This window comes from Microbacterium sp. ZXX196, assembly GCF_009709595.1.
Taxonomy (GTDB): domain Bacteria; phylum Actinomycetota; class Actinomycetes; order Actinomycetales; family Microbacteriaceae; genus Microbacterium; species Microbacterium excoecariae.
In genome coordinates this window covers 22636-48062 of the sequence record NZ_WMEE01000009.1, presented here as the reverse complement: position 1 = coordinate 48062, position 25427 = coordinate 22636, and the positions used below count along the sequence as shown (strand labels likewise).

Annotated in this window: 22 protein-coding genes; 17 read left to right on the top strand and 5 right to left on the bottom strand. The window is 69.4% G+C overall.

Annotated features, from left to right (window positions below):
• The first annotated feature begins 19 nt into the window (after positions 1-19).
• The 8 genes from GJQ66_RS09180 (at position 20) to GJQ66_RS09145 (ending at position 10198) form a co-directional block, all read left to right on the top strand.
• Positions 20-616, top strand: a complete 597-nt coding sequence (locus GJQ66_RS09180; RefSeq protein ID WP_155049032.1) for a DivIVA domain-containing protein — start codon at positions 20-22, stop codon at positions 614-616.
• On the top strand, positions 606-1187 hold the full coding sequence (locus tag GJQ66_RS09175) for a signal peptidase II (RefSeq protein ID WP_155049031.1): 582 nt from the start codon (positions 606-608) through the stop codon (positions 1185-1187). Before GJQ66_RS09180 ends, GJQ66_RS09175 begins: the two co-directional genes overlap by 11 nt.
• Positions 1180-2109, top strand: coding sequence for an RluA family pseudouridine synthase (locus GJQ66_RS09170; protein ID WP_155049030.1), 930 nt, complete (start codon positions 1180-1182; stop codon positions 2107-2109). Before GJQ66_RS09175 ends, GJQ66_RS09170 begins: the two co-directional genes overlap by 8 nt.
• Before the next feature lie 417 nt (positions 2110-2526).
• A complete protein-coding gene (gene dnaE, locus GJQ66_RS09165; RefSeq protein WP_155049029.1) occupies positions 2527-6039 on the top strand; it encodes a DNA polymerase III subunit alpha in 3513 nt (1170 codons plus the stop codon).
• A gap of 70 nt (positions 6040-6109) precedes the next feature.
• Positions 6110-7345, top strand: coding sequence for a hypothetical protein (locus tag GJQ66_RS14695; protein ID WP_368732832.1), 1236 nt, complete (start codon positions 6110-6112; stop codon positions 7343-7345).
• Between the two features lie 27 nt (positions 7346-7372).
• Positions 7373-8674, top strand: a complete 1302-nt coding sequence (gene hisD, locus GJQ66_RS09155) for a histidinol dehydrogenase (RefSeq protein WP_155049028.1) — start codon at positions 7373-7375, stop codon at positions 8672-8674.
• A gap of 38 nt (positions 8675-8712) precedes the next feature.
• Positions 8713-9174 (top strand): transcriptional regulator NrdR, encoded by a 462-nt coding sequence (gene nrdR / locus GJQ66_RS09150; RefSeq protein WP_155049027.1) that lies wholly within the window; start codon positions 8713-8715, stop codon positions 9172-9174.
• Between the two features lie 4 nt (positions 9175-9178).
• Positions 9179-10198: a quinone-dependent dihydroorotate dehydrogenase gene (locus GJQ66_RS09145; RefSeq protein WP_155049026.1), complete on the top strand. Its 1020-nt coding sequence runs from the start codon at positions 9179-9181 to the stop codon at positions 10196-10198.
• Positions 10199-10261: 63 nt separating this feature from the next.
• Here the strand turns inward: GJQ66_RS09145 and GJQ66_RS09140 are convergent, their stop codons facing one another.
• Positions 10262-10825, bottom strand: a complete 564-nt coding sequence (locus GJQ66_RS09140) for a DUF3043 domain-containing protein (RefSeq protein WP_155049025.1) — start codon at positions 10823-10825, stop codon at positions 10262-10264.
• 49 nt (positions 10826-10874) lie between these two features.
• Between GJQ66_RS09140 and GJQ66_RS09135 the strand changes: the two genes are divergently transcribed.
• The 5 genes from GJQ66_RS09135 to GJQ66_RS09115 all read left to right on the top strand — a co-directional run bounded on the left by GJQ66_RS09135 (position 10875) and on the right by GJQ66_RS09115 (position 15949).
• Positions 10875-12293, top strand: coding sequence for a dipeptidase (locus GJQ66_RS09135; protein ID WP_155049024.1), 1419 nt, complete (start codon positions 10875-10877; stop codon positions 12291-12293).
• 82 nt (positions 12294-12375) lie between these two features.
• Positions 12376-12741, top strand: a complete 366-nt coding sequence (erpA, locus tag GJQ66_RS09130; protein WP_155049023.1) for an iron-sulfur cluster insertion protein ErpA — start codon at positions 12376-12378, stop codon at positions 12739-12741.
• Between the two features lie 149 nt (positions 12742-12890).
• The gene (coxB, locus tag GJQ66_RS09125; protein WP_166317018.1) at positions 12891-13796 is read left to right on the top strand and encodes a cytochrome c oxidase subunit II; all 906 of its coding nucleotides are present in this window, start codon (positions 12891-12893) and stop codon (positions 13794-13796) included.
• Between the two features lie 2 nt (positions 13797-13798).
• Positions 13799-15508, top strand: coding sequence for a cytochrome c oxidase subunit I (gene ctaD / locus GJQ66_RS09120; RefSeq protein ID WP_155049022.1), 1710 nt, complete (start codon positions 13799-13801; stop codon positions 15506-15508).
• On the top strand, positions 15509-15949 hold the full coding sequence (locus GJQ66_RS09115; protein WP_155049021.1) for a cytochrome c oxidase subunit 4: 441 nt from the start codon (positions 15509-15511) through the stop codon (positions 15947-15949). It begins immediately after the preceding gene.
• Between the two features lie 795 nt (positions 15950-16744).
• Here GJQ66_RS09115 and GJQ66_RS09110 read toward each other — a convergent pair.
• The 4 genes from GJQ66_RS09110 to GJQ66_RS09095 are packed head-to-tail and all read right to left on the bottom strand — an operon-like array spanning position 16745 to position 21027.
• Positions 16745-18442: a ubiquinol-cytochrome c reductase cytochrome b subunit gene (locus GJQ66_RS09110; RefSeq protein WP_155049020.1), complete on the bottom strand. Its 1698-nt coding sequence runs from the start codon at positions 18440-18442 to the stop codon at positions 16745-16747.
• The gene (locus GJQ66_RS09105) at positions 18439-19494 is read right to left on the bottom strand and encodes a ubiquinol-cytochrome c reductase iron-sulfur subunit (protein WP_155049019.1); all 1056 of its coding nucleotides are present in this window, start codon (positions 19492-19494) and stop codon (positions 18439-18441) included. Before GJQ66_RS09105 ends, GJQ66_RS09110 begins: the two co-directional genes overlap by 4 nt.
• Before the next feature lie 35 nt (positions 19495-19529).
• Complete coding sequence (locus tag GJQ66_RS09100; RefSeq protein WP_155049018.1) at positions 19530-20339, bottom strand: cytochrome c; 810 nt, start codon at positions 20337-20339, stop codon at positions 19530-19532.
• Positions 20340-20358: 19 nt separating this feature from the next.
• Positions 20359-21027 (bottom strand): heme-copper oxidase subunit III, encoded by a 669-nt coding sequence (locus GJQ66_RS09095; RefSeq protein ID WP_155049017.1) that lies wholly within the window; start codon positions 21025-21027, stop codon positions 20359-20361.
• Positions 21028-21203: 176 nt separating this feature from the next.
• Between GJQ66_RS09095 and trpD the strand changes: the two genes are divergently transcribed.
• The 4 genes from trpD (at position 21204) to ilvA (ending at position 25376) form a co-directional block, all read left to right on the top strand.
• Complete coding sequence (gene trpD, locus GJQ66_RS09090) at positions 21204-22265, top strand: anthranilate phosphoribosyltransferase (protein ID WP_155049016.1); 1062 nt, start codon at positions 21204-21206, stop codon at positions 22263-22265.
• A gap of 73 nt (positions 22266-22338) precedes the next feature.
• Positions 22339-22905 (top strand): LemA family protein, encoded by a 567-nt coding sequence (locus tag GJQ66_RS09085; RefSeq protein ID WP_155049015.1) that lies wholly within the window; start codon positions 22339-22341, stop codon positions 22903-22905.
• A gap of 36 nt (positions 22906-22941) precedes the next feature.
• Positions 22942-24144, top strand: a complete 1203-nt coding sequence (locus tag GJQ66_RS09080) for an AI-2E family transporter (protein ID WP_155049014.1) — start codon at positions 22942-22944, stop codon at positions 24142-24144.
• The gene (gene ilvA / locus GJQ66_RS09075) at positions 24141-25376 is read left to right on the top strand and encodes a threonine ammonia-lyase (protein ID WP_155049013.1); all 1236 of its coding nucleotides are present in this window, start codon (positions 24141-24143) and stop codon (positions 25374-25376) included. Before GJQ66_RS09080 ends, ilvA begins: the two co-directional genes overlap by 4 nt.
• The last annotated feature ends 51 nt before the right edge of the window (positions 25377-25427 follow it).

The following is a 25427-nucleotide window of genomic DNA, read 5'->3' as shown; positions in this document are numbered from 1 at the left end:
TCGAAAGAGGGGCCACAACATGGCACTGACGCCGGAAGACGTCGTTACCAAGCAGTTCCAGCACGTCCGCTTCAAGGAGGGCTTCGACCCCGACGAGGTCGACGACTTCCTGGACGAGATCGTCGTCGAGTGGCGGAAGACGATCGAGGAGAACGAGCAGCTCAAGGCGCGCGTCGCCGAGCTCGAGTCTGGCGCTGCCGAGGCCGCCCCGGTCGTGACGGAGGCCCCGAAGGCCGAGGAGCCCGCCGCCGAGCCGACCGAGGCGCCGTCCGAGGGCGTCACGAGCACCGCGTCGAACGCGGCTGGCATCATCGCCCGCGCGGAGCGTCTGCACGACGAGCACGTCGCGGAGGGACAGGCGACGGCGAAGAAGCTCGTCGACGACGCCGAGATGAAGGCCGCCGGCATCGTCTCCGCCGCCGAGGCGAAGCAGCGCGAGATCTCGCAGAAGCTCGACACGGAGCGCAAGACGCTCGAGGGCCGGATCACGGAGCTGCGCCAGTTCGAGCGCGACTACCGCCAGCAGCTGCGCGGCTACTTCGAGCAGAAGCTCGCCGACCTCGACGCGCCGGAGTCGGGCTCGGGCAACACGCCCGTGTCGAGCATTGGCCTCTGACACCGACGCGCAGCCGCGGGCCCGGCGCCCGCTCCGCGCCCCGGCGGCTGGCGCCATCGTCGCGATTCTCGCGGCGCTGGTGCTGGCCGCCGACCAGGTGAGCAAGCAATGGGCGCTCGCCACGCTCACGGAAGGCGAGCCGGTCGCGGCACTCGGAAACGCGCTGCAATGGCTGCTCGTCTTTAATCCCGGTGCCGCGTTCTCGCTCGGCGAGGGCGTGACCTGGGTCTTCACGATCGCGCTCGGCGTCGTCGCCGCGGGCATCGTCTTCCTCGTCGTGACGCGCGTGCGCTCGCGGCTGTGGGTCGCGGTCCTCGGCCTCCTCCTCGGGGGCGTCCTCGGAAACCTCACGGACCGCCTCGTGCGGGATCCCGGCTTTCCCGTGGGACACGTCGTCGACTTCATCCTCACCCCGTGGATGTGGTTCTGGACCAACCCCGCGATCTACAACGTCGCCGACATCTTCATCGTCGGCGGCATGATCTCCGTCGCGGTCCTCGTTCTCGTCGGCGTCGAGTTTGACGGCTCCCGGGCCCGCAAGAACGAGGCGGCCGAGGGCGACGATGCGTGAGTCTCGGCGCGTCCCGGTCCCGGACGCGCTCGAGGGAGCCCGGGTCGACCAGGCGCTGGCCCGCATGCTGGGGTTCTCCCGCACTTTTGCGGCCGAGGTCGCCGCGGCGGGCGGCGTGCTCGTCGACGGCCGCGCGGCCGGCAAGTCCGACCGCGTCAGCGCCGGCTCGTGGATCGACGTGGAATGGTCCGAGAGGGCCGAGCCGACCGTCGTCGCCGTCGACGTTCCCGGACTGGGCATCGTGTACCAGGACGACCACCTGGTCGTCGTCGACAAGCCGGCCGGCGTCGCGGCGCACCCGTCGGTCGGATGGGAGGGTCCGACGGTCCCGGGCGCGCTCCTCGCCGCGGGCATCGAACTCTCGACCAGCGGCGCCGCCGAGCGTCAGGGCATCGTGCACCGCCTCGACGTCGGCACGAGCGGGCTCATGGTCGTCGCGAAGACCGAGCTCGCCTACACGCTCCTCAAGCGCGCGTTCAAGGACCGCACGGTCGATAAGGTCTACCACACAGTCGTCCAGGGGCTCCCGGATCCGGTCGTGGGCACAATCGACGCCCCGATCGGTCGTCACCCGAGCCACTCCTGGAAGTTCGCCGTCACGCCGGACGGCAAGGACGCCGTCACCCACTACGAGCTCATCGAGGCCTTCCCCCGCGCGTCTCTCGTCGAGGTCCACCTGGAGACGGGGCGCACCCACCAGATCCGCGTGCACATGGCCGCGCACCGGCATCCGTGCGTGGGGGATTCGCTCTACGGCTCGGATCCGACGCTCGCGGGGCGACTGGGGCTGACGCGCCAGTGGCTGCACGCGCATCGGCTCGCCTTCGAGCACCCGGCGACGGGGGAGTGGGTCGAGTTCGTCTCGCCCTACCCGGCCGACCTCGCGCACGCGCTCGAGTTGTTGCGCGACGCGCGCGTCTGAGGTTCTTCGCTTCGCGACGCGCGCGTCGGACGCTTGCTTGCTACGCGATCACGGGCCGTGCGTCGCAGTCCCCCCGCGCGGCTGCTTCGCGACCCGCGCGTCGGAGGTTCCTCGCTACGCGGCGCGCGCGTCGGACGCTTGCTTGCTACGCGATCACGGGCCGTGCGCCGCAGTCCCCCGCGCGGCTGCTTCGCGACCCGCGCTCCCGCCAGTCCCGATGCCTGCGGCACACGGCCCGTGATCGCTTCGCACATGGCACATGGCACATGGCACATGGCACATGGCTCGTGATCGCTTCGCTGGTGGCACGCGGCGCGTGAGCGCTTCGCTGGCGGCGCTCCGTCGGTGATCGCTTCGCCGGCGACTTCGCGTGCGCGCCTGGGGCGCTCCCCGGCGACGGAAATTAGACTGAGGAGCATGGCCTCCGACTCCTTCGTGCACCTCCACGTCCACAGCGAGTACTCGATGCTCGACGGGGCCGCGAAGCTCGCGGACATGACGAAGGCGGCGGCCGAGATGGAGATGCCCGCCATCGCCGTCACCGACCACGGCAACAACTACGCCTCGTTCGAGTTCTACAAGGCGGCGAAGGCGCAGGGGATCAAGCCGATCATCGGCCTCGAGGCCTACGTCACCCCCGGGACGCACCGCTCCGACAAGACGCGCATCGCGTGGGGCACGGCCGAGCAGAAGCGCGACGACGTGTCCGGATCCGGTGCATACACCCACATGACGATGTGGGCGGAGAACACCGCCGGCATGCACAACCTCTTTCGGCTGAGCTCGCTTGCCTCCCTCGAGGGGTACTACTTCAAGCCGCGCATGGACCGCGAGCTCCTGCAGACCTACGGCAAGGGCATCATCGCGACCACGGGCTGCCCCTCGGGCGAGGTGCAGACGCGCCTGCGCCTCGGCCAGTACAACGAGGCGCGGCAGGCCGCCGCCGAGTTCCAGGACATCTTCGGCAAGGAGAACTACTTCGCCGAGATCATGGATCACGGCCTCGACATCGAGCGCCGCGTGATGGGCGACCTGCTGAAGCTCGCGAAGGACCTGCAGATCCCGCTCGTCGGCACGAACGACTCGCACTACACCCATCAGCACGACGCCAACGCGCACGAGGCGCTTCTGTGCGTGCAGTCGGGGTCGACCCTCGATGACCCGAACCGCTTCAAGTTCGACGGTGACGGCTACTACATCAAGCCCGCGGCCGAGATGCGGCAGCTGTTTCGCGACCACCCCGAGGCGTGCGACAACACGCTCCTCATCGCCGAGCGGTGCGAGATCGAGTTCGACACGTCGGCGAACTACATGCCGCGCTTCCCCGTGCCCGAGGGCGAGACCGAGGAGAGCTGGTTCGTCAAGGAGGTCGAGGCCGGGCTGCACTACCGCTATCCGGGCGGGATCCCCGACGCCGTGCGCCAGCGCGCGGAGTACGAGATTGGCATCATCACGCAGATGAAGTTCCCGGGCTACTTCCTCGTGGTCGCGGACTTCATCAACTGGTCCAAGAACAACGGTATTCGTGTGGGCCCCGGCCGCGGGTCCGGCGCGGGGTCGATGGTCGCGTACGCGATGCGCATCACGGACCTGGATCCGCTCGAGCACGGCCTGATCTTCGAGCGGTTCCTCAACCCGGACCGCGTCTCGATGCCCGACTTCGATGTCGACTTCGACGACCGCCGCCGCGGCGAGGTCATCGACTACGTGACGGAGAAGTACGGCGACGAACGCGTCGCGCAGATCGTCACCTACGGCACCATCAAGTCGAAGCAGGCGCTCAAGGACGCAGGCCGCGTGCTCGGGTTCCCGTTCAGCATGGGGGAGCGGCTGACGAAGGCGATGCCGCCGGCCGTGATGGGGAAGGACATGCCCCTCGACGGGATGTTTGACCCGTCGCACGCGCGGTACAAGGAGGCGAGCGAGTTCCGCTCCGTGATCGAGACGGATCCGGAGGCGCGCACCGTCTTCGACCGTGCCGTGGGGCTGGAGGGGCTCAAGCGTCAGTGGGGCGTGCACGCGGCGGGTGTCATCATGTCGAGCGACCCGCTCATCGACATCATCCCGATCATGAAGCGGGAGCAGGACGGGCAGATCGTCACGCAGTTCGACTACCCCGCCTGCGAGTCGCTCGGGCTCATCAAGATGGACTTCCTGGGGCTGCGCAACCTCACGATCATCTCCGACGCGCTCGAGAACGTCCGCATGAACAAGGGCGTCGAGATCGACCTGGAGCAGCTCCAGCTCGACGACAGGAAGGCGTACGACCTCCTCGCCCGCGGCGATACGCTGGGTGTGTTCCAGCTCGACGGCGGTCCGATGCGGTCGCTCCTGCGCCTCATGAAGCCCGACAACTTCGAAGACATCTCGGCCGTCATCGCGTTGTACCGGCCGGGCCCCATGGGCGCCAACTCGCACACGAACTACGCGCTGCGCAAGAACGGCGAGCAGGCCATTACCCCGATCCACCCCGAGCTCGAGGAGCCGCTGCAGGACATCCTCGACACGACCTACGGCCTGATCATCTATCAGGAGCAGGTCATGGCGATCGCGCAGCGGGTCGCCGGGTTCAGCCTGGGCCAGGCCGACATCCTGCGCCGCGCGATGGGCAAGAAGAAGAAGTCCGAGCTCGACAAGCAGTACGTCGGCTTCAGCGGCGGCATGATGGAGCGCGGCTTCTCCGAGGGCGCGGTCAAGGCGCTGTGGGAGATCCTCCTGCCGTTCTCGGACTACGCGTTCAACAAGGCGCACTCCGCGGCGTACGGGGTCGTGTCGTACTGGACCGCGTACCTCAAGGCGCACTATCCGGCCGAGTACATGGCCGCGCTGCTGACATCGGTCGGCGACTCGCGGGACAAGCTCGCCATGTACCTCAACGAGTGCCGACGCATGGGCATCAAGGTGCTGCCGCCCGACGTGTCGGAGTCGATCGAGTTCTTCGCCGCTGTCGCCGAGGACATCCGCTTCGGGCTCGGGGCGGTCCGCAACGTTGGCCACAACGTGGTCGACGGCATCGTCGCGTCGCGGTCGGACGGCCCGTACACGTCGTTCCACGACTTCCTCGCGCGCGTGCCCCTGCACGTCACGAACAAGCGCACGATCGAGTCGCTCGTGAAGGCCGGCGCCTTCGACACCATGGGATCCACCCGTCGCGCGCTCGTCGAGATCCACGAGCAGGCCGTCGAGCAGGCCGTGACCGACAAGCGGAACGCCGCGGGCGGCGCGATCGGCTTCGACTTCGACAGCCTGTGGGACGAACCGGAGGCCGTGCAGAAGGTGCCGGAGCGCCCTGAGTGGACGAAAAAGGACCTCCTGGCGTTCGAGCGCGACATGCTCGGGCTGTATGTGTCGGATCACCCGCTCGCGGGGCTCGAGGTGCCGCTCGCGAAGCACCGCTCGATGACGATCAACGACCTGGTGAACTCGGAGGATCTCGAGGACGGCGACCAGGTCACGATCGCGGGCCTCGTGACGACGGCCCAGCACCGCGTCGCGAAGTCGAGCGGAAACCCGTACGGCATGATCACGGTCGAGGACTTCGAGGCCGAGGTCACCGTGATGTTCATGGGCAAGACGTACACGGAGTTTCAGCCGATCCTCACGCAGGACTCGATCCTCGTCGTCCGCGGGCGGGTCTCGCGCCGCGATGACGGTCTGAATCTGCACGCGCAGGCCGCGTTCGCGCCCGATATCGCGACGTCCGTGGCGAGCGGGCCGCTCACCGTCATGCTCCCCGAGCAGCGCGCCACCGAGCGCGTCGTCGGCGACCTGTCCGAGATTCTCCGCCGGCACGGCGGCGACACCGAGGTGCGGCTGAAGATGCACCGGGGGCGGCAGGCGAAGGTCTTCGAAGTGCCGATTCCCGTGCGGGTCTCCGCCGAGCTCTTCGGCGACCTCAAGGCGCTCCTTGGTCCGCAGTGTCTCGGATGAGCGCGGGGCGCGGCCCACGTAGAATTGCGGACGGACGGATCGCGCCCGGCGCGACGGAGAGGATCCCACAGTGACTGATGCCAACGCGCCGCAGCCCGGCGCCTTCTCGCAGGGCGAGCAGCAGCCGCGCTTCGTGCAGCAGATGACCGTCGACACGCCCCTCGAGGAGCCGCCGCACAACGCGCAGCAGGGCCTCGGGCCGTTCACGTTGCGCGAATGGATCCTGCTCAGCCTCGGGCTGGTCCTGTTCGTGCTGTCGTTCGTGTCGGTCGTGCAGATCAGCGGTTTCGGGCGCGGCGTGTACGCGCCGATCTGGAGCTTCGGCATCAGCTGGGTCGGCGCGGTCGGATTCCCCGTGGCGGCGGTGGTCCTCATCGGCCTGCGCCGGTTCGTCAAGGGTTTCCGCAACGTCGGCGCGCTCGGCATCGATCAGTTCGCCTCGGTCGCCTTCGCCGTGTCCGCCTACGTCTGGCTGAACCTCGGGATCACGTGGGTCCAGCTCGGCGCCATGCTCGGCGCCGTCGTCTGGATCGCTTCCCTCGTCGCGCTCGCGGGCATCGCGCTGACCGTGTTCGGCCGCTTCCTGCCGCCGTTCCGCGAGGACTTCGCGGAGCGCGACGAGGTCCCGGCCCACGCGACCGCGCGCCCGGTCCGGCCTCTCCTGCGCACGCCGCGCCCGCAGCCGATCCCGTCGGCCTGGCAGCAGCACCCCGCGCCCGCCTCCGCCGAGGAGCCGGGTGCGCACGCCACGCAGTCGTCTCCGCAGGCCGCGCACCCGTACGCGTCGCCGTCCGAGCAGGGATGGCCCGGGTACACCCCGGCGGCGGCGCCCGCACCGACCGACACCGCGGCTTCGCAGCCCGTGGCGGCCGTCCCGCAGGCGACCGCGCCGCGGGAGGGCGCTGAGGGCGCATCGGCAGGCGTGCCCGCCCCCGAGCACGAGTCCGCCACGCAGGCGGTGCCCGAACAGCCGGCTTCCGCACAGGCGGTGCCCGAGGCCGCGGCCCCGGAGCAGACGGTCGACGAGCAGGCGGCGCCCGAGCAGGCCGCGGCGTGGCAGGACAACGCCGCGACGGCGGTCTTCGATGGGCCTCTCGCGGCCGAGCCTGCGCCCGCGGACCAGCCCTTCTGGGCCCTCGTCCCCGTGGAGCGCGACGTGCACGACGTCGCGGGGAACCCGAGCTTCCGGATCGGCCCGACCGCCTGGGCCCTCGTGCTCGAGGACCGCGGCGCATACTTCGTCGTCCGCCATGACGACGGCCGCATCGGATACCTACACGACACCAGCGGCGTCACCCGCGGCTGATCGACTCTTCGAAGGACGGCGACACCCATGCGCACGATTGACCTGCGCTCCCGAACGCTCTCCGCGCGCGACCTCCTCGACGCGGTTCCGCGCGCCACGGAGGCGCTCGCGGCGGCCCGCGACGCGGCCGAGCGGATCGTCGCGGACGTGCGTGACCGCGGCGAGGCCGCCCTCCGCGAGCAGGCCGAGCGCTTCGACGGCGTCGCCGGTCACGACGTGCGCGTACCGCGCGCGCACATCGACGAGGCGCTCGCAAGCCTGCAGCCCGACGTGCGCGCCGCGCTTGACGAGGCGATCGCGCGCGTGCGCGAGGCGTCGGCGGCGCAAGTTCCGGATCCGCGTTCCACACGGCTCGGGCCGGGGGCGGTCGTCGACCAGCGCTGGCAACCCGTCGGGCGCGCGGGCGTGTACATTCCTGGCGGCAAGGCGGTCTACCCGTCGAGCGTCGTCATGAACGTCGTCCCGGCGCAGGTGGCCGGCGTCGCGTCGCTCGCGCTGGCCTCGCCGCCGCAGGCCGACCAGGGCGGCCGCGTGCACCCGACGATCCTCGCGGTCGCCGGGCTCCTCGGTGTCGACGAGGTATACGCCATGGGTGGCGCGGGCGCGATCGGCGCGCTGGCCCACGGCGTGCCGGCGCTGTCCCTCGCGCCCGTCGACGTCGTCACGGGGCCCGGCAACAACTTCGTTGCGGCGGCCAAGCGGGTCGTCGCCGGCCTGGTGGGCACCGACGCGGAGGCCGGTGCGACCGAAATCCTCATCGTGGCGGACGAGACCGCGGATCCGCGGCTGGTCGCGTACGACCTCATCAGCCAGGCGGAACACGATGAGCAGGCGGCATCCGTGCTCGTGACGACCTCGGAGGAGATCGCGAATTCGGTCGCGCGCGCCCTGGCCGACCTCGCCCCGCGCACGCGCCACGCCGAGCGCGTGGCCGCGGCCCTCGCGGGTCCCCAGTCCGCGATCGTCCTCGTCGACTCGGCGAGCGACATGGAGCGCGTCAGCAACGCCTATGGCCCCGAGCACCTCGAGCTGCACCTCGCCGACGCCGATGCGGCGGCGGCGCGCTACACGAACGCCGGGGCGGTGTTCGTCGGTGCCGCCTCGCCCGTGAGCCTCGGCGACTACATGGCCGGCAGCAACCACGTCCTGCCGACGGGCGGCCAGTCTCGGTACGGTTCGGGGCTCGGCGCCTACACGTTCCTCCGGCCGCAGCAGGTGGTCCGATACGACCGGGACGCCCTCGGCGTCGTGGCCGACCGGATCGTGGCCCTCGCGAACGCGGAGGACCTTCCCGGACATGGCGAGGCGATCACCGCGCGCTTCGCGTGACGGGGATCTCGCGGCGCTCCGAGTAGGCTCGTTCCGCTATGCATTGCCCCTTCTGCCGCCATCCTGACTCCCGCGTCATCGACTCCCGAACGAGCGACGACGGGCTGTCGATCCGCCGTCGCCGCCAGTGTCCCGAGTGCGGCGGGCGCTTCTCGACGGTCGAGACCGCGAGCCTCAACGTCGTCAAGCGCTCCGGCGCGGTCGAGCCGTTCTCGCGCGACAAGGTCATCTCCGGCGCGCGCAAGGCGTGCCAGGGGCGGCCCGTGACCGACGACGACCTCGCGCTGCTCGCGCAGAAGGTCGAGGAGGCGTTGCGCCAAACCGGTCAGAGCACCTTCGAGGCGGGCGACATCGGCGTCGCGATTCTCGGCCCGCTCCGCGAGCTCGACGAGGTCGCCTACCTGCGTTTCGCGAGCGTCTACCAGGCGTTCGCGTCCCTCGAGGACTTCGAGGCCGCCATCGCGGACCTCCGCGCCGACCACCGCACCCAGGGGGAGTGACCCGATGCTCTACGACCTCGTGTTCCGCAGCGTCTTCCGGCGCATGGATCCGGAACTCGCGCACGACCTCGGAATGACCGCCATCCGCGTCCTCGGATCGCGGCCGATCGCCCCCGTCGTCCGCCGCTTTGCCGCGCCGGATTCGTGTCTCGAGACCACCGCCCTCGGGCGGACCTTCCCCACGCCGTTCGGCGTCGCGGCGGGTTTCGACAAGAACGCGGTGGGCGTGCGCGGCCTCGACGCGCTCGGGTTCGGTCATGTCGAGATCGGGACCGTGACGGCGATCCCGCAGCCCGGCAACGAGCGTCCCCGGCTCTTCCGCCTCGTCGCCGATCGGGGTCTCCTGAACCGCATGGGGTTCAACAACGAGGGGGCGCGCGCGGCGGCGCGCCGCATCGCGCGGCTGCGTCGTCGAGGCGCCGTCGTGGGCGCGAACATCGGCAAGAGCCGGGTCGTCGCGGTCGAGGATGCCACGGCGGATTACGTGCGCAGCGCGCGGGCGCTCGCGCCCGTGGCGGACTACCTCGCCGTCAACGTCTCCTCGCCGAACACCCCGGGCCTGCGCGGGCTCCAGGCCGTCGAGACGCTGCGCCCCCTGCTCGAGGCGGTGCGGGATGCCTCGGGCGGCACCCCGCTGCTCGTGAAGATCGCTCCGGACCTGCCGGACGACGAGGTCGCCGCGATCGCGCACCTCGCCGTCAACCTCGGGCTGGACGGCCTCGTCGCGACGAACACGACGATCTCCCGCGAGGGGCTTGCGACACCGCAGGGCGAGGTGGAGCGCATGGGGGCCGGCGGCGTGTCGGGACGGCCCGTGAAGGCCCGCTCGCTCGAGGTGCTGCGCCTCGTGCGCGAGGCCGCGCCGGATCCGTCCTTCTGCGTGATCTCGGTCGGCGGCGTCGAGACGGGCGCCGACGTCCGCGAGCGGCTGGACGCGGGCGCGACGCTCGTGCAGGGCTACACCGGATTCATCTACCGCGGGCCGCTCTGGGCGCGCGAGATCAACCGCGCCCTGGCCGCCTGACGACTCACGCACGAAGCGGGCGGCGCCTCCGAGAGGCGCCGCCCGCTTCGTGCGTGATCAGGTTCAGAGCGCGGGGTACTCGCCGCGGCGCACCTGCGGCTTGGGCATGCGCATCATCCGCATCTGCACGGAGCGCATCGCGGCGTACATCCCGAGGCCCTTCTCGCGCTTGTCGGCGCCGAACTTCTCCGCGGCCCGTTTCTTCACGCGGGAGGCCAGGAAGATCATGTCCGCCACGACGAAGAGGATGTAGGCCCAGAGCGCGAGGAACGACCAGGTCTGCGTGATGGTCGAGGGGATGAAGGTCAGGACGATGACGACGACCATCATCGGCATGAGGAACTCGCCGAGGTGCCACCCCGCGTCGACCCAGTCGCGCGCGAACCGGCGCTGCGGCCCCTTGTCGCGGGGCCCGAGGTAACGGTCCTCGCCGTTCGCCATGCCCACCCGCGCGCGCTCCTGCCGGGATCGCATATCGGCGCGGGCGGCGCGCTTGGCCTCCTTCGTGTTCGGCACGAGCGGGCGCAGGCGCTTGGCCTCCTGCTCGGCGCGCGACGGCGTGGGCCGCCCCTTACCGGTCGGGGCCTCGACGGGCGCGTCGTCGGCGGATGCAGCGTTCTTGGCCATGAGGGAACCTCGGGAGTGGGGACACGGGTATCCACCTAAGATTACCCGCATGACTTCCGAGCCCGCTTCTCGTGACCTGTCCGATACCGACGAGGCGATTGTCCGGTCCGTCGACGGGGGATTCCCGGCGGCTGTCGCCTCGCTCGGCGAGCTCGTGCGGATCCCCGGCATCGCCTGGCCCGCGTTCGACGCCTCGCAGCTGGAGAAGAGCGCGCACCGGATCGCCCAGCTGGCCGAGGACACGGGCCTGTTCTCCCGCGTGGAGGTCGCCCGCGCGCCGGTGGCGGACGGCGACGGCGAGCTCGGGCAGCCGGCCGTTCTCGCCGTGCGCCCCGCGCGCGCCGGGCGCCCCACGGTGATGCTGTACGCCCACCACGACGTGCAGCCCCCGGGGGACGAGGCCCTGTGGGAGACGCCCCCGTTCGAGCCGACCGTGCGCGACGGCCGGATCTACGCTCGCGGCGCCGCCGACGATAAGGCGGGCGTCATGACCCACATCGCCTCCCTCCGCGCGCTCGCGGAGACGGTGGGCGACGACCTCGACCTCGGCATCGTGCTGTTCGTCGAGGGGGAGGAGGAGTACGGATCCCGCTCCTTCGTGCCCTTCCTCGAGGCCCATGCGGACGAGATGCGCTCCGACGTGATCGTCGTGGCCGATTCCGGAAACTGGGACGCGAACACCCCGGCCGTCACGGTGTCGCTGCGCGGCAACGCCCACTTCCATCTCACCGTCCGCACCCTCGAGCACGCGTCGCACTCCGGGATGTTCGGCGGCGCCGTCCCCGACGCCATGATGGCGACGATCCGGCTGCTCGGCACGATGTGGGACGAGAACGGATCCGTCGCGGTCGACGGGCTGGCCGTGCGCGACGCGCCGACGCCCGCCTACGACGAGGCGCAACTGCGCTCCGAGACCGGCCTCCTCGATGGCGTGTCTCCCGTGGGCGACGGTACGATCCTCAGCCGCATCTGGAACAAGCCGACCGTCACCGTGACGGGCATCGACTTCACCCCCGTCGCGTCCGCGAGTAATACCCTCTCGCCTGAGGTGACGGTGGTTCTGAGCTGCCGCGTCGCGCCGGGGCAGAGCTCGGCCGAGGCGTATGCGGCGATCGAGCGCCACCTGCGTGCCCATGCGCCCTTCGGCGCGCAGCTCGAGTTCAGCGAGATCGACCTCGGTGACAGCGTCCTCGTCGACACCGACGGGTGGGCGATCAGCGAGGCTCGGCGCGCGCTCGCCGACGGGTACGGCGTGCCGTCCGTCGACTACGGGGTGGGCGGATCCATCCCCTTCATCTCCGATCTCGTCGAGCGGTTCGCGGGCGCGCAGGTGCTCGTGACAGGCGTCGAGGACCCGCACTCGCGCGCCCACAGCCCCAACGAGTCTCTGCACATCGACACCTTCCGGCACGCGATCCGCTCCGAGGCGCTGCTGCTCGCGCGCCTCAACGAGCGATCCGCGCCGTAACGGAGACCGCGCGCCCGGCGCGCCGATACAATTGAATGCAGACGCCGCGAGCGCGGTGAGAACAACGGAGAGGAGTTCTGCGATGACGGACACCACCATGACCGCCGAGGCGACCGACAACGCCCACGGCGTGAGCCTCACCGACGCCGCCGCGGCAAAGGTGAAGAGCCTGCTGGAGCAGGAGGGCCGCGACGATCTGCGCCTGCGCGTCGCCGTGCAGCCCGGGGGTTGCTCGGGCCTGATCTACCAGCTCTACTTCGACGAGCGCTACCTGGAGGGCGACGAGACCGTCGACTTCGAGGGCGTCGAGGTCATCGTCGACAATATGTCCGTGCCGTATCTCGACGGCGCGTCGATCGACTTCAAGGACACGATCTCGGAGCAGGGATTCACGATCGACAACCCGAACGCGTCCGGCAGCTGTGCCTGCGGCGACAGCTTCCACTGATCAGCGCGAGAAAAGCGCCCCGTGCCCGCGCGGCATGGGGCGCTTTTGCGTGCGGGGGCGCGGCGCGGCTCGCTGGGAGGGTGGCATGAACGCGGTGTGCGCTTGCCATAGGATGGAGGAAGCCACATCCATGTTCGAAAGGTGAATTCGTGCCGTCGAAACGCCGAATCCGCTGGGCCGCGGTCCCCGTGATCGCCGCGGCTGCCGCCGCCCTTTCCGGGTGCACTCCCACAGAGCTTCACGGATACCTCCCGGGCTTCGACAGCTCGGGCACTCCGACGACGAACCAGACCGAGGGCATCGCGTCCCTCTGGGTCGGCTCGTGGATCGTGGCGCTCGTCGTCGGTCTCATCACGTGGGGCCTGATGCTCTGGGCGATGATCGTTTACCGTCGCCGCAAGGGGCAGACGGGTCTGCCGGTGCAGATGCGCTACAACATGCCGATCGAGATCTTCTTCACCTCGGTGCCGATGATCCTCGTGATCGGCCTGTTCGCGTTCACCGCCCGCGAGCAGACCGCGATCGAAAAGCCCTGGGCCGACGACGAGGTCGAGGTGTCCATCACCGCGATCGCGAAGCAGTGGTCCTGGGACTTCCAGTACAACGAGGCCGCTCCCGGCGACGAGACGGTTTACACGATGGGCGTTCAGGCCCAGCCCGCGGCCGACGGCTCGATCAACCAGGAGGAGCTGCCGACGCTCGTCCTCCCGGTCGACAAGAAGGTCACGATCGACCTGCAGTCGCGCGACGTGATCCACTCGTTCTGGATCATCGACTTCCTGTACAAGAAGGACATGTACATCGGCCACGACAACTCGTGGTCGTTCATCCCGACGCGTGAGGGCACGTACGCCGGCAAGTGCGCCGAGCTGTGCGGCGAGTACCACTCGATGATGCTCTTCAACGTCGAGGTCGTCAGCGAGGCCGAGTATGAGCAGTACGTCGCCGACCTCGAGGCCGCGGGCAGCACGGGAGACGTGAACGACGCGTACGACCGCCTACAGAACAGCCCGGGCACGGATGGGTCGCAGGACGCGGCCGAGGAAGGACACTGAGCATGACCGCCACGGCAACGCTCCCTCCGCGCCAGGCCGCTCTCCTGAGCGGGTCGCGCACGGCGGAGAAGGGCAACATCATCGTGCGGTGGATCACGTCCACCGACCACAAGACGATCGGGTACATGTACCTCATCGCCTCGCTGATCTTCTTCCTCCTCGGCGGCGTGATGGCCCTCATCATCCGCGCCGAGCTGTTCGCTCCCGGCATGCAGATCGTGCCGACCAAGGAGCAGTACAACCAGCTGTTCACGATGCACGGCACGATCATGCTGCTGATGTTCGCGACGCCGCTCTTCGCGGGCTTCGCGAACGCGCTGCTGCCGCTGCAGATCGGCGCGCCGGACGTCGCGTTCCCGCGCCTGAACGCGTTCGCGCTGTGGCTGTTTATCTTCGGTTCGCTGATCGCCGTCGCCGGCTTCCTCACCCCGCAGGGCGCCGCCTCCTTCGGGTGGTTCGCGTACCAGCCGCTCGCGAACGCCTCGTTCTCGCCCGGCGTCGGCGGTCACCTCTGGATGGTCGGCCTCGGCCTGTCGGGCTTCGGCACGATCTTCGGCGCCGTGAACTTCATCACGACGATCATCACGATGCGCGCCCCCGGCATGACGATGTGGCGCATGCCGATCTTCACCTGGAACACGCTCATCACGAGCCTGCTCATCCTCATCGCCTTCCCCGTGCTCGCCGCGGCGATGCTGGCGGCCGCGAGCGACCGCATCTTCGGATCCCACGTGTACGACCCGGCCAACGGTGGCGTGCTCCTCTGGCAGCACCTGTTCTGGTTCTTCGGACACCCCGAGGTGTACATCATCGCGTTGCCGTTCTTCGGCATCGTCTCGGAGATCTTCCCGGCCTTCAGCCGCAAGCCGATCTTCGGATACAAGACCCTCGTCTACGCGACGATCGCGATCGCCGCGCTGTCGGTGTCGGTCTGGGCGCACCACATGTACGTCACGGGCAGCGTGTTGCTGCCGTTCTTCGCGCTCATGACGATGCTGATCGCGGTGCCCACGGGCGTGAAGATCTTCAACTGGATCGGAACGCTCTGGCGCGGATCCATCACCTTCGAGACGCCGATGCTGTTCTCGCTCGGCTTCCTCGTGTCCTTCGTGTTCGGTGGCCTCACGGGCGTCATCCTCTCCGCGCCGCCGCTTGACTTCCACCTGAGCGACTCGTACTTCGTCGTCGCGCACTTCCACTACGTCGTCTTCGGCACGGTCGTGTTCGCGATGTTCGCGGGCTTCTACTTCTGGTGGCCGAAGTGGACGGGGAAGATGCTCAACGAGCGCCTCGGCTACGTGCACTTCTGGCTTCTGTTCATCGGTTTCCACATGACGTTCCTCATCCAGCACTGGCTGGGCGTCGACGGCATGGTGCGCCGCTACGCGGACTACTCGCCGGCGGATAATTGGCAGTGGGAGAACCAGCTCTCGACGATCGGATCGATCGTCCTCGCGTCGTCAATGATCCCGTTCTTCCTGAACGTGTGGATCACGGCCCGCAAGGCGCCGAAGGTCACGGTCAACGACCCCTGGGGCTACGGCGGATCGCTCGAGTGGGCGACGAGCTGCCCGCCGCCGCGCCACAACTTCTCGTCGATCCCGCGGATCCGTTCGGAGCGCCCCGCGTTCGACCTGAACCACCCGGAGTCGCTCGACGACTACGACCCGACGAAGGCCCCCGTGCCCGCGTCGCAGGGAGGCACGAAGTAAATGAAGTCTCAGATCGGTATCTGGTGGCTCCTCACTGGATTCTTCTTCCTCTGCTTCGCGGTCTACACGGCGTGGAACATCATCGCGCACGGGGAGACCGGCGCCTGGTATGACGGGATCGAGTGGGTCGGCTCCGCCGCGCTGCTGTTCCTCGTGTTCATGTCCGGCATGATCTCCTTCTTCATCCACCGGCTCTACAAGGCGCAGCACGGCGTCGAGCTCCCGGAGGACCGGCTGGACGCCGACATCGACGACGGCGAGATGGAGCAGGGCGAGTTCAGCCCCTGGTCCTGGTGGCCGCTCGTGCTGGCCGCGGCGCCCGCGGTCGGTATGATCTCGCTGGCAACGGCGCACTTCCTCATTCCCGTGGCGGCAGGTCTCCTGATCGTCGGCCTCGTGGGCTGGGTGTACGAGTACTACCGCGGGAACTTCGCCCGCTGACCCGCACCGCGCGAGAAAGGGGCCAGGCACACATTCGTGCCTGGCCCCTTTTTCGTGCGCCCAGCGCGCCTGCAGGCGCCGCGCGAGCGGGGCGACGTCAGGATCCAGGGATCCGCATCCCGTCCGAGATGTCGGGGAGCGCGCCGTCGGGGAGCGCGCGGGCGATTGGGGGAGGGCTGCAGAAGGGGCGAGGACGCGTTGGGCTGCGGCTGGGCGCCCGCTGGCGCTCGTGAGGCCCCCGCAGATGCGCTGGCAGGCCCGCGGACGCGCGGTGGCGGGCCCGCAGGCGCTCTGGCAGGCCCGCTCGCGCTCGGACATAGCCGGCAGACGCTCAGGGAGCGCCGTTCGCGCTCGGACAGGGCCTCAGGCGACGCGAGGACGGGCAGGCTGGCACACATGTCGGCCCGCCTTCGTCGGAAGAGGGAGGCGCGCGCGGCGTTGCGGTCGCTCATTACTGCGACGGGAGTGCGGATCCGGGTGGATGTGAGCGACGTGGAGCGGGTGATCCTCCTTCGGGTCGCTCATATGCGTGCCTCGAGCGTCGATCCGGGTGCATGTGCGCGACTCGGGCGGGGAGCGACGCTGCCGGGCGCACACGTGCGCGACGTCAGCGTCGTCACCGTTCGCGTCGCTCAGCTGCACCGCGTCGCCCACCACACCGGCGCCGTGGGCGTTCCGCGGCCGCCGGCGCGCCCGGGGCGGGGGAGGGGGCTCCCTCCACGTCCGCGCGGGTCGCGGCGCCGGCACACGAAAATGCCCCCGGACGCGTCGTCCGGGGGCATTTCCTGACCGAGGTTAGTGTGACTTCTCGCCGTCCTCGTCGATCACGTGACCGTGGCCGTCGAGCGCCGGCGGCTGGCCGTGGTCGGCGAGCGTGTGCTGCTGGTGGTGCAGCGCCGCCTCGTACTCGGCGTTGGTGAGCGGCTGCAGGCGGTCCTCGAAGAACCAGCGCGACAGTGCCGCGCGGAACTTCTGGCCCCCGGTGATCCGACCGTCCGCGTTCGGGCGCGCGATCAGCGGCTCGTACGTCTCGTCGGCGACGAGCTTCCAGCGCTCGTACGCGTCGACCGGCTTGTGAACCTCCTGGTACTCGCCGCCCGGGAGGCGCACGATGCGGCCCGACTCGTAGCCGTGCAGCGCGATCTCGCGATCCTTCTTCTGCAGGGCGATGCAGATGCGCTTCGTGATGAAGTACACCACCACCGTGCCGAGGATGAGCCCGGCCTGCAGCATGTGGATGACGCCCTCCATCGTGAGGCGGAAGTGCGTCGCGATGAGGTCCGAGGAAGCGGCGGCCCACAGCGTGGCGTAGAACCACACGCCCGCCGCGCCGATCGCGGTGCGCGTCGCCGCGTTGCGCGGACGCTGCGCGATGTGGTGCTCGCGCTTGTCGCCCGTGACCCACGCCTCGATGAACGGGTAGATCGCCACGATGACGATGAACAGCACGAGCACGAGGAGCGGCACGAGCACGCCCATGGGAGCCACGTACGGGCCGATGTTGACGTCCCAGTGCGACGGGGCGAGGCGCAGGGCGCCGTCGGCGAAGCCGATGTACCAGTCGGGCTGGGTTCCCGCCGAGACGGGGGAGGGGTCGTAGGGTCCGTAGCCCCAGATCGGGTTGATCTGCACCGTCGCGGCGATCAGGACGAGCGCGCCGAAGACGATGAAGAAGAACCCACCCATCTTGGACATGTACACGGGCATCATCGGGTAGCCCACGACGTTGTTGTTCGTGCGGCCGGGGCCCGCGAACTGCGTGTGCTTGTTGACGATCATGAGCACGAGGTGCACGGCGATCAGCGCGATGACGAGCAGCGGGAGAATGAGGATGTGCAGCGTGTACAGCCGGCCCACGATCGCGTCGCCCGGGAACTCGCCGCCGAAGAGCAGGTACGAGGTCCACGGCCCGATCACCGGGATGCCCTTGATCATGCCGTCGATGATGCGTAGGCCGTTGCCCGAGAGCACGTCGTCCGGGAGCGAGTAGCCCGTGAAGCCCTCGGCCATGGCGAGGACGAACAGCACGAAGCCGACCACCCAGTTGAGCTCGCGGGGCTTACGGAACGCGCCCGTGAAGAACACGCGCAGCATGTGCACGCCGATTCCGGCGACGAAGGTCAGCGCGGCCCAGTGGTGCAGCTGCCGCACGAGGAGGCCACCGCGCAGGTCGAAGCTGATGTGCAGCGTCGACTCCATGGCGGCCGACATCGCGATGCCGCGCATGGGCTCGTACGCGCCGTAGTAGTAGGTCTCGACCATCGAGGCCTGGAAGAAGAACGTCAGGAAGGTTCCCGAAATCAGGACGACGACGAACGACCACAGGGCGATCTCGCCGAGCATGAACGACCAGTGGTCGGGGAAGACCTTGCGGCCGAGTGCCTTGACGAGGCCCGAGAGGCTCGTGCGCTCGTCCAGATAGTTCGCGGTCGCGCCGACGAACCGCCCGCCCAGCGGCGCCTTCTTCTCTTCTGTAGCGGTGGCGGTGCTCAATGGATCTCCCAGAAGGTCGGGCCGACGGGCTCGGTGAAGTCGCTCTGCGCGACGAGGTAACCCTCGTCGTCCACCGTGATCGGCAGCTGCGGCAGCGGGCGCGACGCCGGCCCGAACACGACCTTGGCCTCGTCCGACACGTCGAACTGCGACTGGTGGCACGGGCACAGCAGGTGGTGCGTGTGCTGCTCGTACAGCGCGACGGGGCAGCCGACGTGCGTGCAGACCTTCGAGTAGGCCACGATGCCGTCGTACGACCAGTCCTTGCGCTCTTCGCTCTCGGTCAGCTGCTCGGGGCGCATGCGCACCATGAGCACCATCGCCTTGGCCTTCTCGTTGAGGTAGCCGTCGTGGTGGCTGAGGCCCGCGAGCGACTCGGGAATCACGTGGAACGCGGATCCGAGCGTCACGTCGGAGGCCTTGATGCGCGTGCCCTCGGGGTCGCGCGTGAGGTGCTCGCCCTCGGCCCACATCGTGTGCTTGAGGAGCTCCACGGGGTCGTTGCCGTCGTTCGGCGCGAGGCCACGGAACAGCGTGATGCCGGGGAGGATGGAGGCGGCCAGCGCGGCGAACAGCGAGTTCCGGATCATCTTGCGACGCCCGAAGCCCGACTCCTCATTCGCCTGCCGGAACACGTCGGTCGCGCCCTCGCGCGTCTCGACGGTCCCGCGCGTCGGGTGACGCTCCTCGACGTGCTCCTTGTCGCTCATGATCGACTTCGACCAGTGGATCGCGCCCACGCCGATGGCGAGGAGCGCGAACGCGATGCCGAGCCCGATGTAGAGGTTGTTGTTCCGGATCGAGGAGAACTCCATGTCCTCGATGGGGAAGAGCATGTACGCCGCGACGGCCCAGATGCTGGCGGCCACCGAGATGTAGAAGAGGGTGTAGATCGTCCGCTCGGCGCGGCGCGCCGCCTTCGGATCCTTGTCGGTGATGCGCTCCCGGTGCGGCGGGAGGCCCGGGTTCTTCACCGGGTCGTCGATCGCGACGGCCAGGCCGGAAGAGGGCTGCTGCGCCTTCTCCACACCCGTCGAATCGTCGTGTGCCATCGTGCTCCTTGTCACGTCCTCGTCGTTCGCCATGCTCAGTTCGACTTCGCCGTAATCCAGACGGCGACGGCGATGAGTCCGCCGATACCGAAGATCCAGATGAACAGACCCTCGGACACGGGGCCGAGCGAGCCGAGCGTGAATCCGCCGGGTGCCTGGGCCTCCTGCTGGTAGAGGAGCGCCGAGATGATGTCGCGCTTGTCCTCTTCCGTGAGGTTCATGTTGTTGAACACGGGCATGTTCTGGGGGCCGGTCACCATCGCGGCGTAGATGTGCAGCGCGGAGGTGTCCTGGATGTCCGGGGCGAACTTGCCCTCGGTGAGCGCACCGCCCGCGGCGGCGACGTTGTGGCACATGGCGCAGTTGATGCGGAACAACTCCGCGCCGCGCGACACGTCGCCCTCACCGTCGAGGACCTCCTCGCTCGGGAAGTCCGGGCCCGGGGCGACGGACTGCACGTACTCGGCCATCGAGAGGATCTGGTCCTCCGTGAACTGCACGGGCTTCTGATCGGCCTGCGGGCCCTGCATCTGCATGGGCATGCGGCCCGTGGAGACCTGGAACTCGACGGCGAGCGCGCCGACGCCCGTGAGGGCGGGGCCGTTGTCGGTGCCCTCGAGGTTGAGGCCGTGGCACGTGGCACAGTTCGCCTGGAACAGCTTCTCGCCGTCCTCGACGTCGACGCTCGCGCTCGTCGTCTGGGCCGACTCACCGGTCGACGCGACGGCGGCGGTGGCGCCCGCGTAGAGACCGCCGGTCATGAGGAGACCGACGGCGATCAGCGCGGCTGCGGCGAACGGGCTGCGACGGCCCTGGGAGCGGCGCGTTTTCTTCACTCGAGACATGTTGCGTAGTGCTCCGCTCTTACTGCAGGAAGTAGATGACGGCGAACAGGGCGATCCAGACGACGTCGACGAAGTGCCAGTAGTAGGACACAACGATCGCCGTCCGGGCCTCCTTGAAGGTGAACTTCCTCACGGCGAACGCGCGTCCGATCGTGAGCAGGAATGCCACGAGGCCGCCGGTCACGTGGAGGGCGTGGAAGCCCGTGGTGAGGTAGAACGCCGAGCCATAGGAATCGCCGGAGAGCGTGACGCCGTGGTGGACCAGCTGGGCGTACTCCCACACCTGCCCGGACACGAAGACCGCGCCGAGCGCGAAGGTGATCCAGAACCACGGGACCATGCCGATGCTGCGCCAGCCGCGCCCCTTGACGTTGTAGGGCTGGAGGCGCTCGGCCGCCCACACGCCGAACTGGCACGTCACCGAGGACAGCACCAGGATCACGGTGTTGATGAAGGCGAACGGGATGTTGAGCGCGGACGTCTGCTCTTCCCACAGCCCGGGGGAGGTGCTGCGGAGCGTGAAGTAGATCGCGAAGAGGCCCGCGAAGAACATCACCTCGGAGCCGAGCCACACGATCGTGCCGACGCTGACAGGATCGGGGCGCTTCACCGTTCTGGGTGCGGGGGCATACGTAGCTGGGGTCGTCACCCAACCATTATTGCCGATACCGAGCGGGGATTTTTGCATCTTCGCGTGTGAGGCGGCCCTTACCTCGCATATGCGCTTCCCGTGAATCGCCCAGAGCTCGGGTGAGAAAGTGCAGGTCGTAGAGCGAGAAGCGGATTCGGCGGCGGGGAGGCGAGGGCCGCGGTCGAATTTCTACGCCGTGTCGACATCCCGGTCGATCCCCTACCATCGGCACCATGACGCAGTTCCGCTGGCCCGACATCCTCACCACCGTCGTCGCCGGAGACGACCTGACCGTCTCACAGGCGGAGTGGGCCATGCGACAGGTCATGTCTGGCGACGCCTCGCCTGCGCAGCTTGGCGGCCTCCTGACGGCCCTGCGCGCCAAGGGCGAATCGGTGGAGGAGGTGATCGGCTTTCGCGACGCGATCCTGGATGCCGCGGTGCCGCTCCCGGTGGATCCGGACGTGCTCGACATTGTGGGAACCGGCGGCGACCGCTACGGGACGGTCAACATCTCGTCGACCGCGTCGATCATTGTCGCGGCCACCGGCATTCCCGTGGTCAAGCACGGCAACCGCGCGGTCAGCTCGCGCGCCGGGTCCTCGGACGTGCTGAGCGAGCTCGGGATCGACCTGCGGCTCTCCCCGGATCGCGTCGCGGGGGTCCTCGACGAGGCGGGCATCACGTTCGCCTGGGCCGCGGCCTTCCACCCGGGGTTCAAGCACGCGGCGCCCGTGCGCGCGGAGCTCGGCGTGCCCACCGTGTTCAACTTCCTTGGCCCGCTCGTGAACCCCGCCCGCGCCGAGGCGAACGCGGTCGGCGTGGCCTCGGCCGCGACCGTGCCGATCATCACGGGCGTGTTCCGAACCCGCGGGGCGACGGCGCTCGTCTTCCGCGGAGAGGACGGCCTCGATGAGCTGACGACGACCGGATACAGCCGCATCTGGCAGATCTTTAACGGCGACATGCATGAGTTCGACGTCCACCCGCGCGACGTCGGACTCCCCACCGCGACGATCGAGGATCTCCTGGGGGGAACCCCCGCAGACAACGCGGCGACCCTGCGTCGCACGCTGGGGGGCGAGAGCGGTCCCGTCCGAGACGTCGTGCTCCTGAACGCAGCGGCCGGCATCGTCGCGTATCGGCTGTCGCAGGACCCGACGCAGGCTGATCGCAATCTCATCGCTCGCCTGCGCGAGGCGCTCGAGGAGGCCGCGGCGGCCGTGGATGACGGTCGCGCCACGGCGAAGCTCGAGGCGTGGGTGTCGGCGAGCACGCGCGCCGTCGCTGGCTGATCGCTCCGTCCTCAGGCTGCGTGGTCCGCCGCGCACGTACGATGGGTGCGGTCAAACACGGGAGTTCTCACACATGGAATGGTTCGTTCCTGTCCTGATCGCGGTCGCGGTCGTTGTCGTCGCCGGCGTGTACCTCTGGGCGTCCTATCGCTCGCTCGCGGCTCTCGAGGCCCGCGTCCAGGAGCAGTGGGAGGTCGTCGAGGCCGCCCTCGCGCGCCGGGCGGAGCTCGTGCCGCAGGCCATCGACGCAGTGCGCGCGCACGCGGATCACGAGAAGGCCGTGTTCGAGAACGCGTCGCGCGCCCGCGGCGAGGTGCTCGCGGCGAGCGGGCCGACCGCGGCCGGCGCTGCGGATCAGCACCTGCAGGCGTCGGTCGCGAGCCTCATGGCTGTGGCGGAGGGGTATCCGGCGCTCCAGTCCGACACGGGATTCCTCGCGCTCTCGCGGGAACTCGTGGACGCGGAGAACGACGTGCAGTCCGCGCGCCGCTCCTATAACGGCGGCGCGCGAGAGGTGAACGTCAAGATCCGCCATTTCCCCGCGCGCATGTTCGCCGGAGGAGTCGGCGCGTCCGAGCGCGAGTTCTTCGAGGCGCCCCACGCGTCGGCCGTGCGGCAGCCTCCGCGCGTCCAGTTCTGACACGCGCGCGGGCGCGCGGGGAATAGACTCCCAGGAATGAGCGTAAACGCCCGGAGGCGCGGCCCGTTCGGCCGCCGCACCGCACCGCAGCGGGACCGGGCGCGCATCGAGGAGACCGTGACGGACACCGTCCCACGCGGCCTGCAGATTGCCGCGGCCTACGGGTGGCGCCTGCTCGTGGTGGCGGGCGTCGTCGCGCTCATCGTGTGGCTCGTGATCGAGTTCACCCTCCTCGTCGTGCCCGTCCTGATCGCGGTGCTCCTCGCGGCGCTGCTGTGGCCCGGATTCTCGTGGATGCTCCGCCGGCGCGTGCCGCGAGCCGTGGCGATCGTTGTCTCTCTCGTGACGACCCTCGGCCTCATCACGGGTTTGGTCTGGCTGGTCGTGTGGCAGGTGCGGGAACAGGCGGAGGAGGTCCAGGCTCGGGGCGCCGAGCGCTGGGCACAGTTCCAGGAGTGGGTGCTGCAGACGGGGATCCTCCCGGCGGATCAGGTGGAGGAGATCCTGGGGTTCGCGGCGGACTTCTTGCGCGAGCAGAGCCACGTGCTGCTGACCGGGGCGTGGTCGGTCGGGACCACCGTCGGTCATGTAGCCGCGGGGGCCCTCCTCGCGGCCTTCACGCTGGTCTGCCTCCTCACGGACGGGGAGGGCATCTGGCGATGGACGGTCCGGCTTTTCCCGTCGCGCGCCCGTGACGCGGTGGACGCGGCGGCGCGCAACGGGTGGGCGACGTTGATGAACTACGCCCGCACGCAGATCTTCGTCGCGTCGATCGACGGCCTCGGGATCGGCCTCGGCGCCGCCCTCCTCGGCGTCCCGCTCGCCATCCCCATTGGCGTCGTGGTCTTCCTGGCGTCGTTCGTGCCCTTCGTCGGCGCGATCGTGTCGGGCGCTCTGGCCGTGCTCATCGCCCTGGTCTACAACGGCCCCCTCATCGCGATCGCGATGCTCGCGGTCGTGCTCGCGGTCCAGCAGCTCGAGAGCCACGTGCTGCAGCCGCTCATCATGGGCGCGGCGGTGCGCGTGCACCCGCTCGCGGTCGTGCTCGTCGTGATGGCCGGATCCATGGCGGGAGGCATCGCGGGCGCGCTGTTCGCCGTTCCGCTCGCGGCGTTCGTCAACGTCGTCGCCGTGACGCTGTCGTCGCGGTCGTGGCACTCGGGAGACCTGCCCGAGCAGGATTTGATCTGGAGAACCGAGCCCAGGAAGATCGGGCGAGGCGAGGAGGAGAACGCATGACCGATGTCGAGATGCCGTCGCTCGAGGAGTTCGCCGAGGCCGCGCGCGGCCTCGCGCCCGTGATCGAGCGGACGCCGATTCAGGCGTCGCAGCATCTGAGCGAGGTGCTCGGCGAGGAGGTGATCCTCAAGCTGGAGAACCTTCAGCGCACCGGGTCCTTCAAGGTGCGCGGGGCCACGCACCGCCTCTCGCGCCTGACGGCCGAGGAGCGCTCGCGCGGGGTCGTCGCGGCATCGGCGGGCAACCACGCGCAGGGCGTGGCGTTGGCCGCGCAGCAGCTCGGGATCCCCGCCACGATTTACATGCCGCTCGGCGTGCCGGTGCCGAAGCTCCTCGCGACGCGCGGGTACGGGGCCGAGGTGGTGCTCGAGGGGGCGACGGTCGAGGTCGGGTTGCGGCTCGCGGCCGAGCACGCCGAGCGCGAGGGAGCGGTGCTCATCCACCCCTTCGATCACCGCGACATCATCGTCGGCCAGGGAACGCTCGGGCTGGAGCTGCTCGAACAGGCGCCCGACGTCGAGACGATCATCACGGGGATCGGCGGGGGAGGGCTCATCTCGGGCGTAGCCGCGGCGGCCAAGGCCAAGGCCCGCGCGGAGGGCCGGGACATCCGGATCATCGGCGTCCAGGCGGAAAACGCCGCCGCCTACCCGCCCTCGCTCGAGGCCGGAGCGCCCGTGTCCGTCACGACGCAGCCGACGATCGCGGACGGGATCCTCGTTGCGCGACCCGGCGATCTGCCCTTCCAGCTGATCCACGAGCTGGTCGACGAGGTCGTGACCGTCAGCGACGATGACATCGCCCGCGCGCTGCTCTCCCTCCTCGAACGCGCGAAGCAGGTCGTCGAGCCGGCCGGTGCGGTCGGCGTCGCGGCGATCCTCGCGGGCAAGGTCCGCGCGCAGGGCAAGACGGCCGTCATCCTCTCCGGGGGCAACATCGACCCGCTGCTCCTGCAGCGCGTCGTCTCGCACGGCCTTGCCGCGGCGGGCCGCTACATGACGATCCGGATCCCGTTGCCCGACCGCCCGGGTCAGCTCGTCCAGGTCTCCGAGCTGCTCGCCCAGACGGGCGCCAACGTGATCGAGGTCCTGCACACCCGGCACGGGCAGGGCATGCAGATCAGCGAGGTCGTGCTGCAGATCTCGGTCGAAACGCGCGGCGAGGAGCACCGCACGCTCGTGCTTGAAGCGCTCCGCGGCGGCGGGTTCCGGCCCGAGATCGTCCCGGACTGATCGGACAACGAGAAACGGCTCCGCCGAGGCGGGGCCGTTTCTCGTGGGCGG

What these genes read in the sequence shown, in the direction of transcription:
- GJQ66_RS09115 (WP_155049021.1), top strand. Translation starts at nt 15,509, where the DNA reads ATGAAGTCTCAGATCGGTATCTGGTGGCTCCTCACTGGATTCTTCTTC.
- GJQ66_RS09100 (WP_155049018.1), bottom strand. Translation starts at nt 20,339, where the DNA reads ATGTCTCGAGTGAAGAAAACGCGCCGCTCCCAGGGCCGTCGCAGCCCG.
- GJQ66_RS09095 (WP_155049017.1), bottom strand. Translation starts at nt 21,027, where the DNA reads ATGCAAAAATCCCCGCTCGGTATCGGCAATAATGGTTGGGTGACGACC.
- trpD (WP_155049016.1), top strand. Translation starts at nt 21,204, where the DNA reads ATGACGCAGTTCCGCTGGCCCGACATCCTCACCACCGTCGTCGCCGGA.
- erpA (WP_155049023.1), top strand. Translation starts at nt 12,376, where the DNA reads ATGACGGACACCACCATGACCGCCGAGGCGACCGACAACGCCCACGGC.
- ctaD (WP_155049022.1), top strand. Translation starts at nt 13,799, where the DNA reads ATGACCGCCACGGCAACGCTCCCTCCGCGCCAGGCCGCTCTCCTGAGC.
- GJQ66_RS09135 (WP_155049024.1), top strand. Translation starts at nt 10,875, where the DNA reads ATGACTTCCGAGCCCGCTTCTCGTGACCTGTCCGATACCGACGAGGCG.
- GJQ66_RS09080 (WP_155049014.1), top strand. Translation starts at nt 22,942, where the DNA reads ATGAGCGTAAACGCCCGGAGGCGCGGCCCGTTCGGCCGCCGCACCGCA.
- dnaE (WP_155049029.1), top strand. Translation starts at nt 2,527, where the DNA reads ATGGCCTCCGACTCCTTCGTGCACCTCCACGTCCACAGCGAGTACTCG.
- GJQ66_RS09105 (WP_155049019.1), bottom strand. Translation starts at nt 19,494, where the DNA reads ATGGCACACGACGATTCGACGGGTGTGGAGAAGGCGCAGCAGCCCTCT.
- hisD (WP_155049028.1), top strand. Translation starts at nt 7,373, where the DNA reads ATGCGCACGATTGACCTGCGCTCCCGAACGCTCTCCGCGCGCGACCTC.
- GJQ66_RS09180 (WP_155049032.1), top strand. Translation starts at nt 20, where the DNA reads ATGGCACTGACGCCGGAAGACGTCGTTACCAAGCAGTTCCAGCACGTC.
- GJQ66_RS09085 (WP_155049015.1), top strand. Translation starts at nt 22,339, where the DNA reads ATGGAATGGTTCGTTCCTGTCCTGATCGCGGTCGCGGTCGTTGTCGTC.
- GJQ66_RS09145 (WP_155049026.1), top strand. Translation starts at nt 9,179, where the DNA reads ATGCTCTACGACCTCGTGTTCCGCAGCGTCTTCCGGCGCATGGATCCG.
- ilvA (WP_155049013.1), top strand. Translation starts at nt 24,141, where the DNA reads ATGACCGATGTCGAGATGCCGTCGCTCGAGGAGTTCGCCGAGGCCGCG.
- GJQ66_RS09140 (WP_155049025.1), bottom strand. Translation starts at nt 10,825, where the DNA reads ATGGCCAAGAACGCTGCATCCGCCGACGACGCGCCCGTCGAGGCCCCG.
- nrdR (WP_155049027.1), top strand. Translation starts at nt 8,713, where the DNA reads ATGCATTGCCCCTTCTGCCGCCATCCTGACTCCCGCGTCATCGACTCC.
- GJQ66_RS09170 (WP_155049030.1), top strand. Translation starts at nt 1,180, where the DNA reads ATGCGTGAGTCTCGGCGCGTCCCGGTCCCGGACGCGCTCGAGGGAGCC.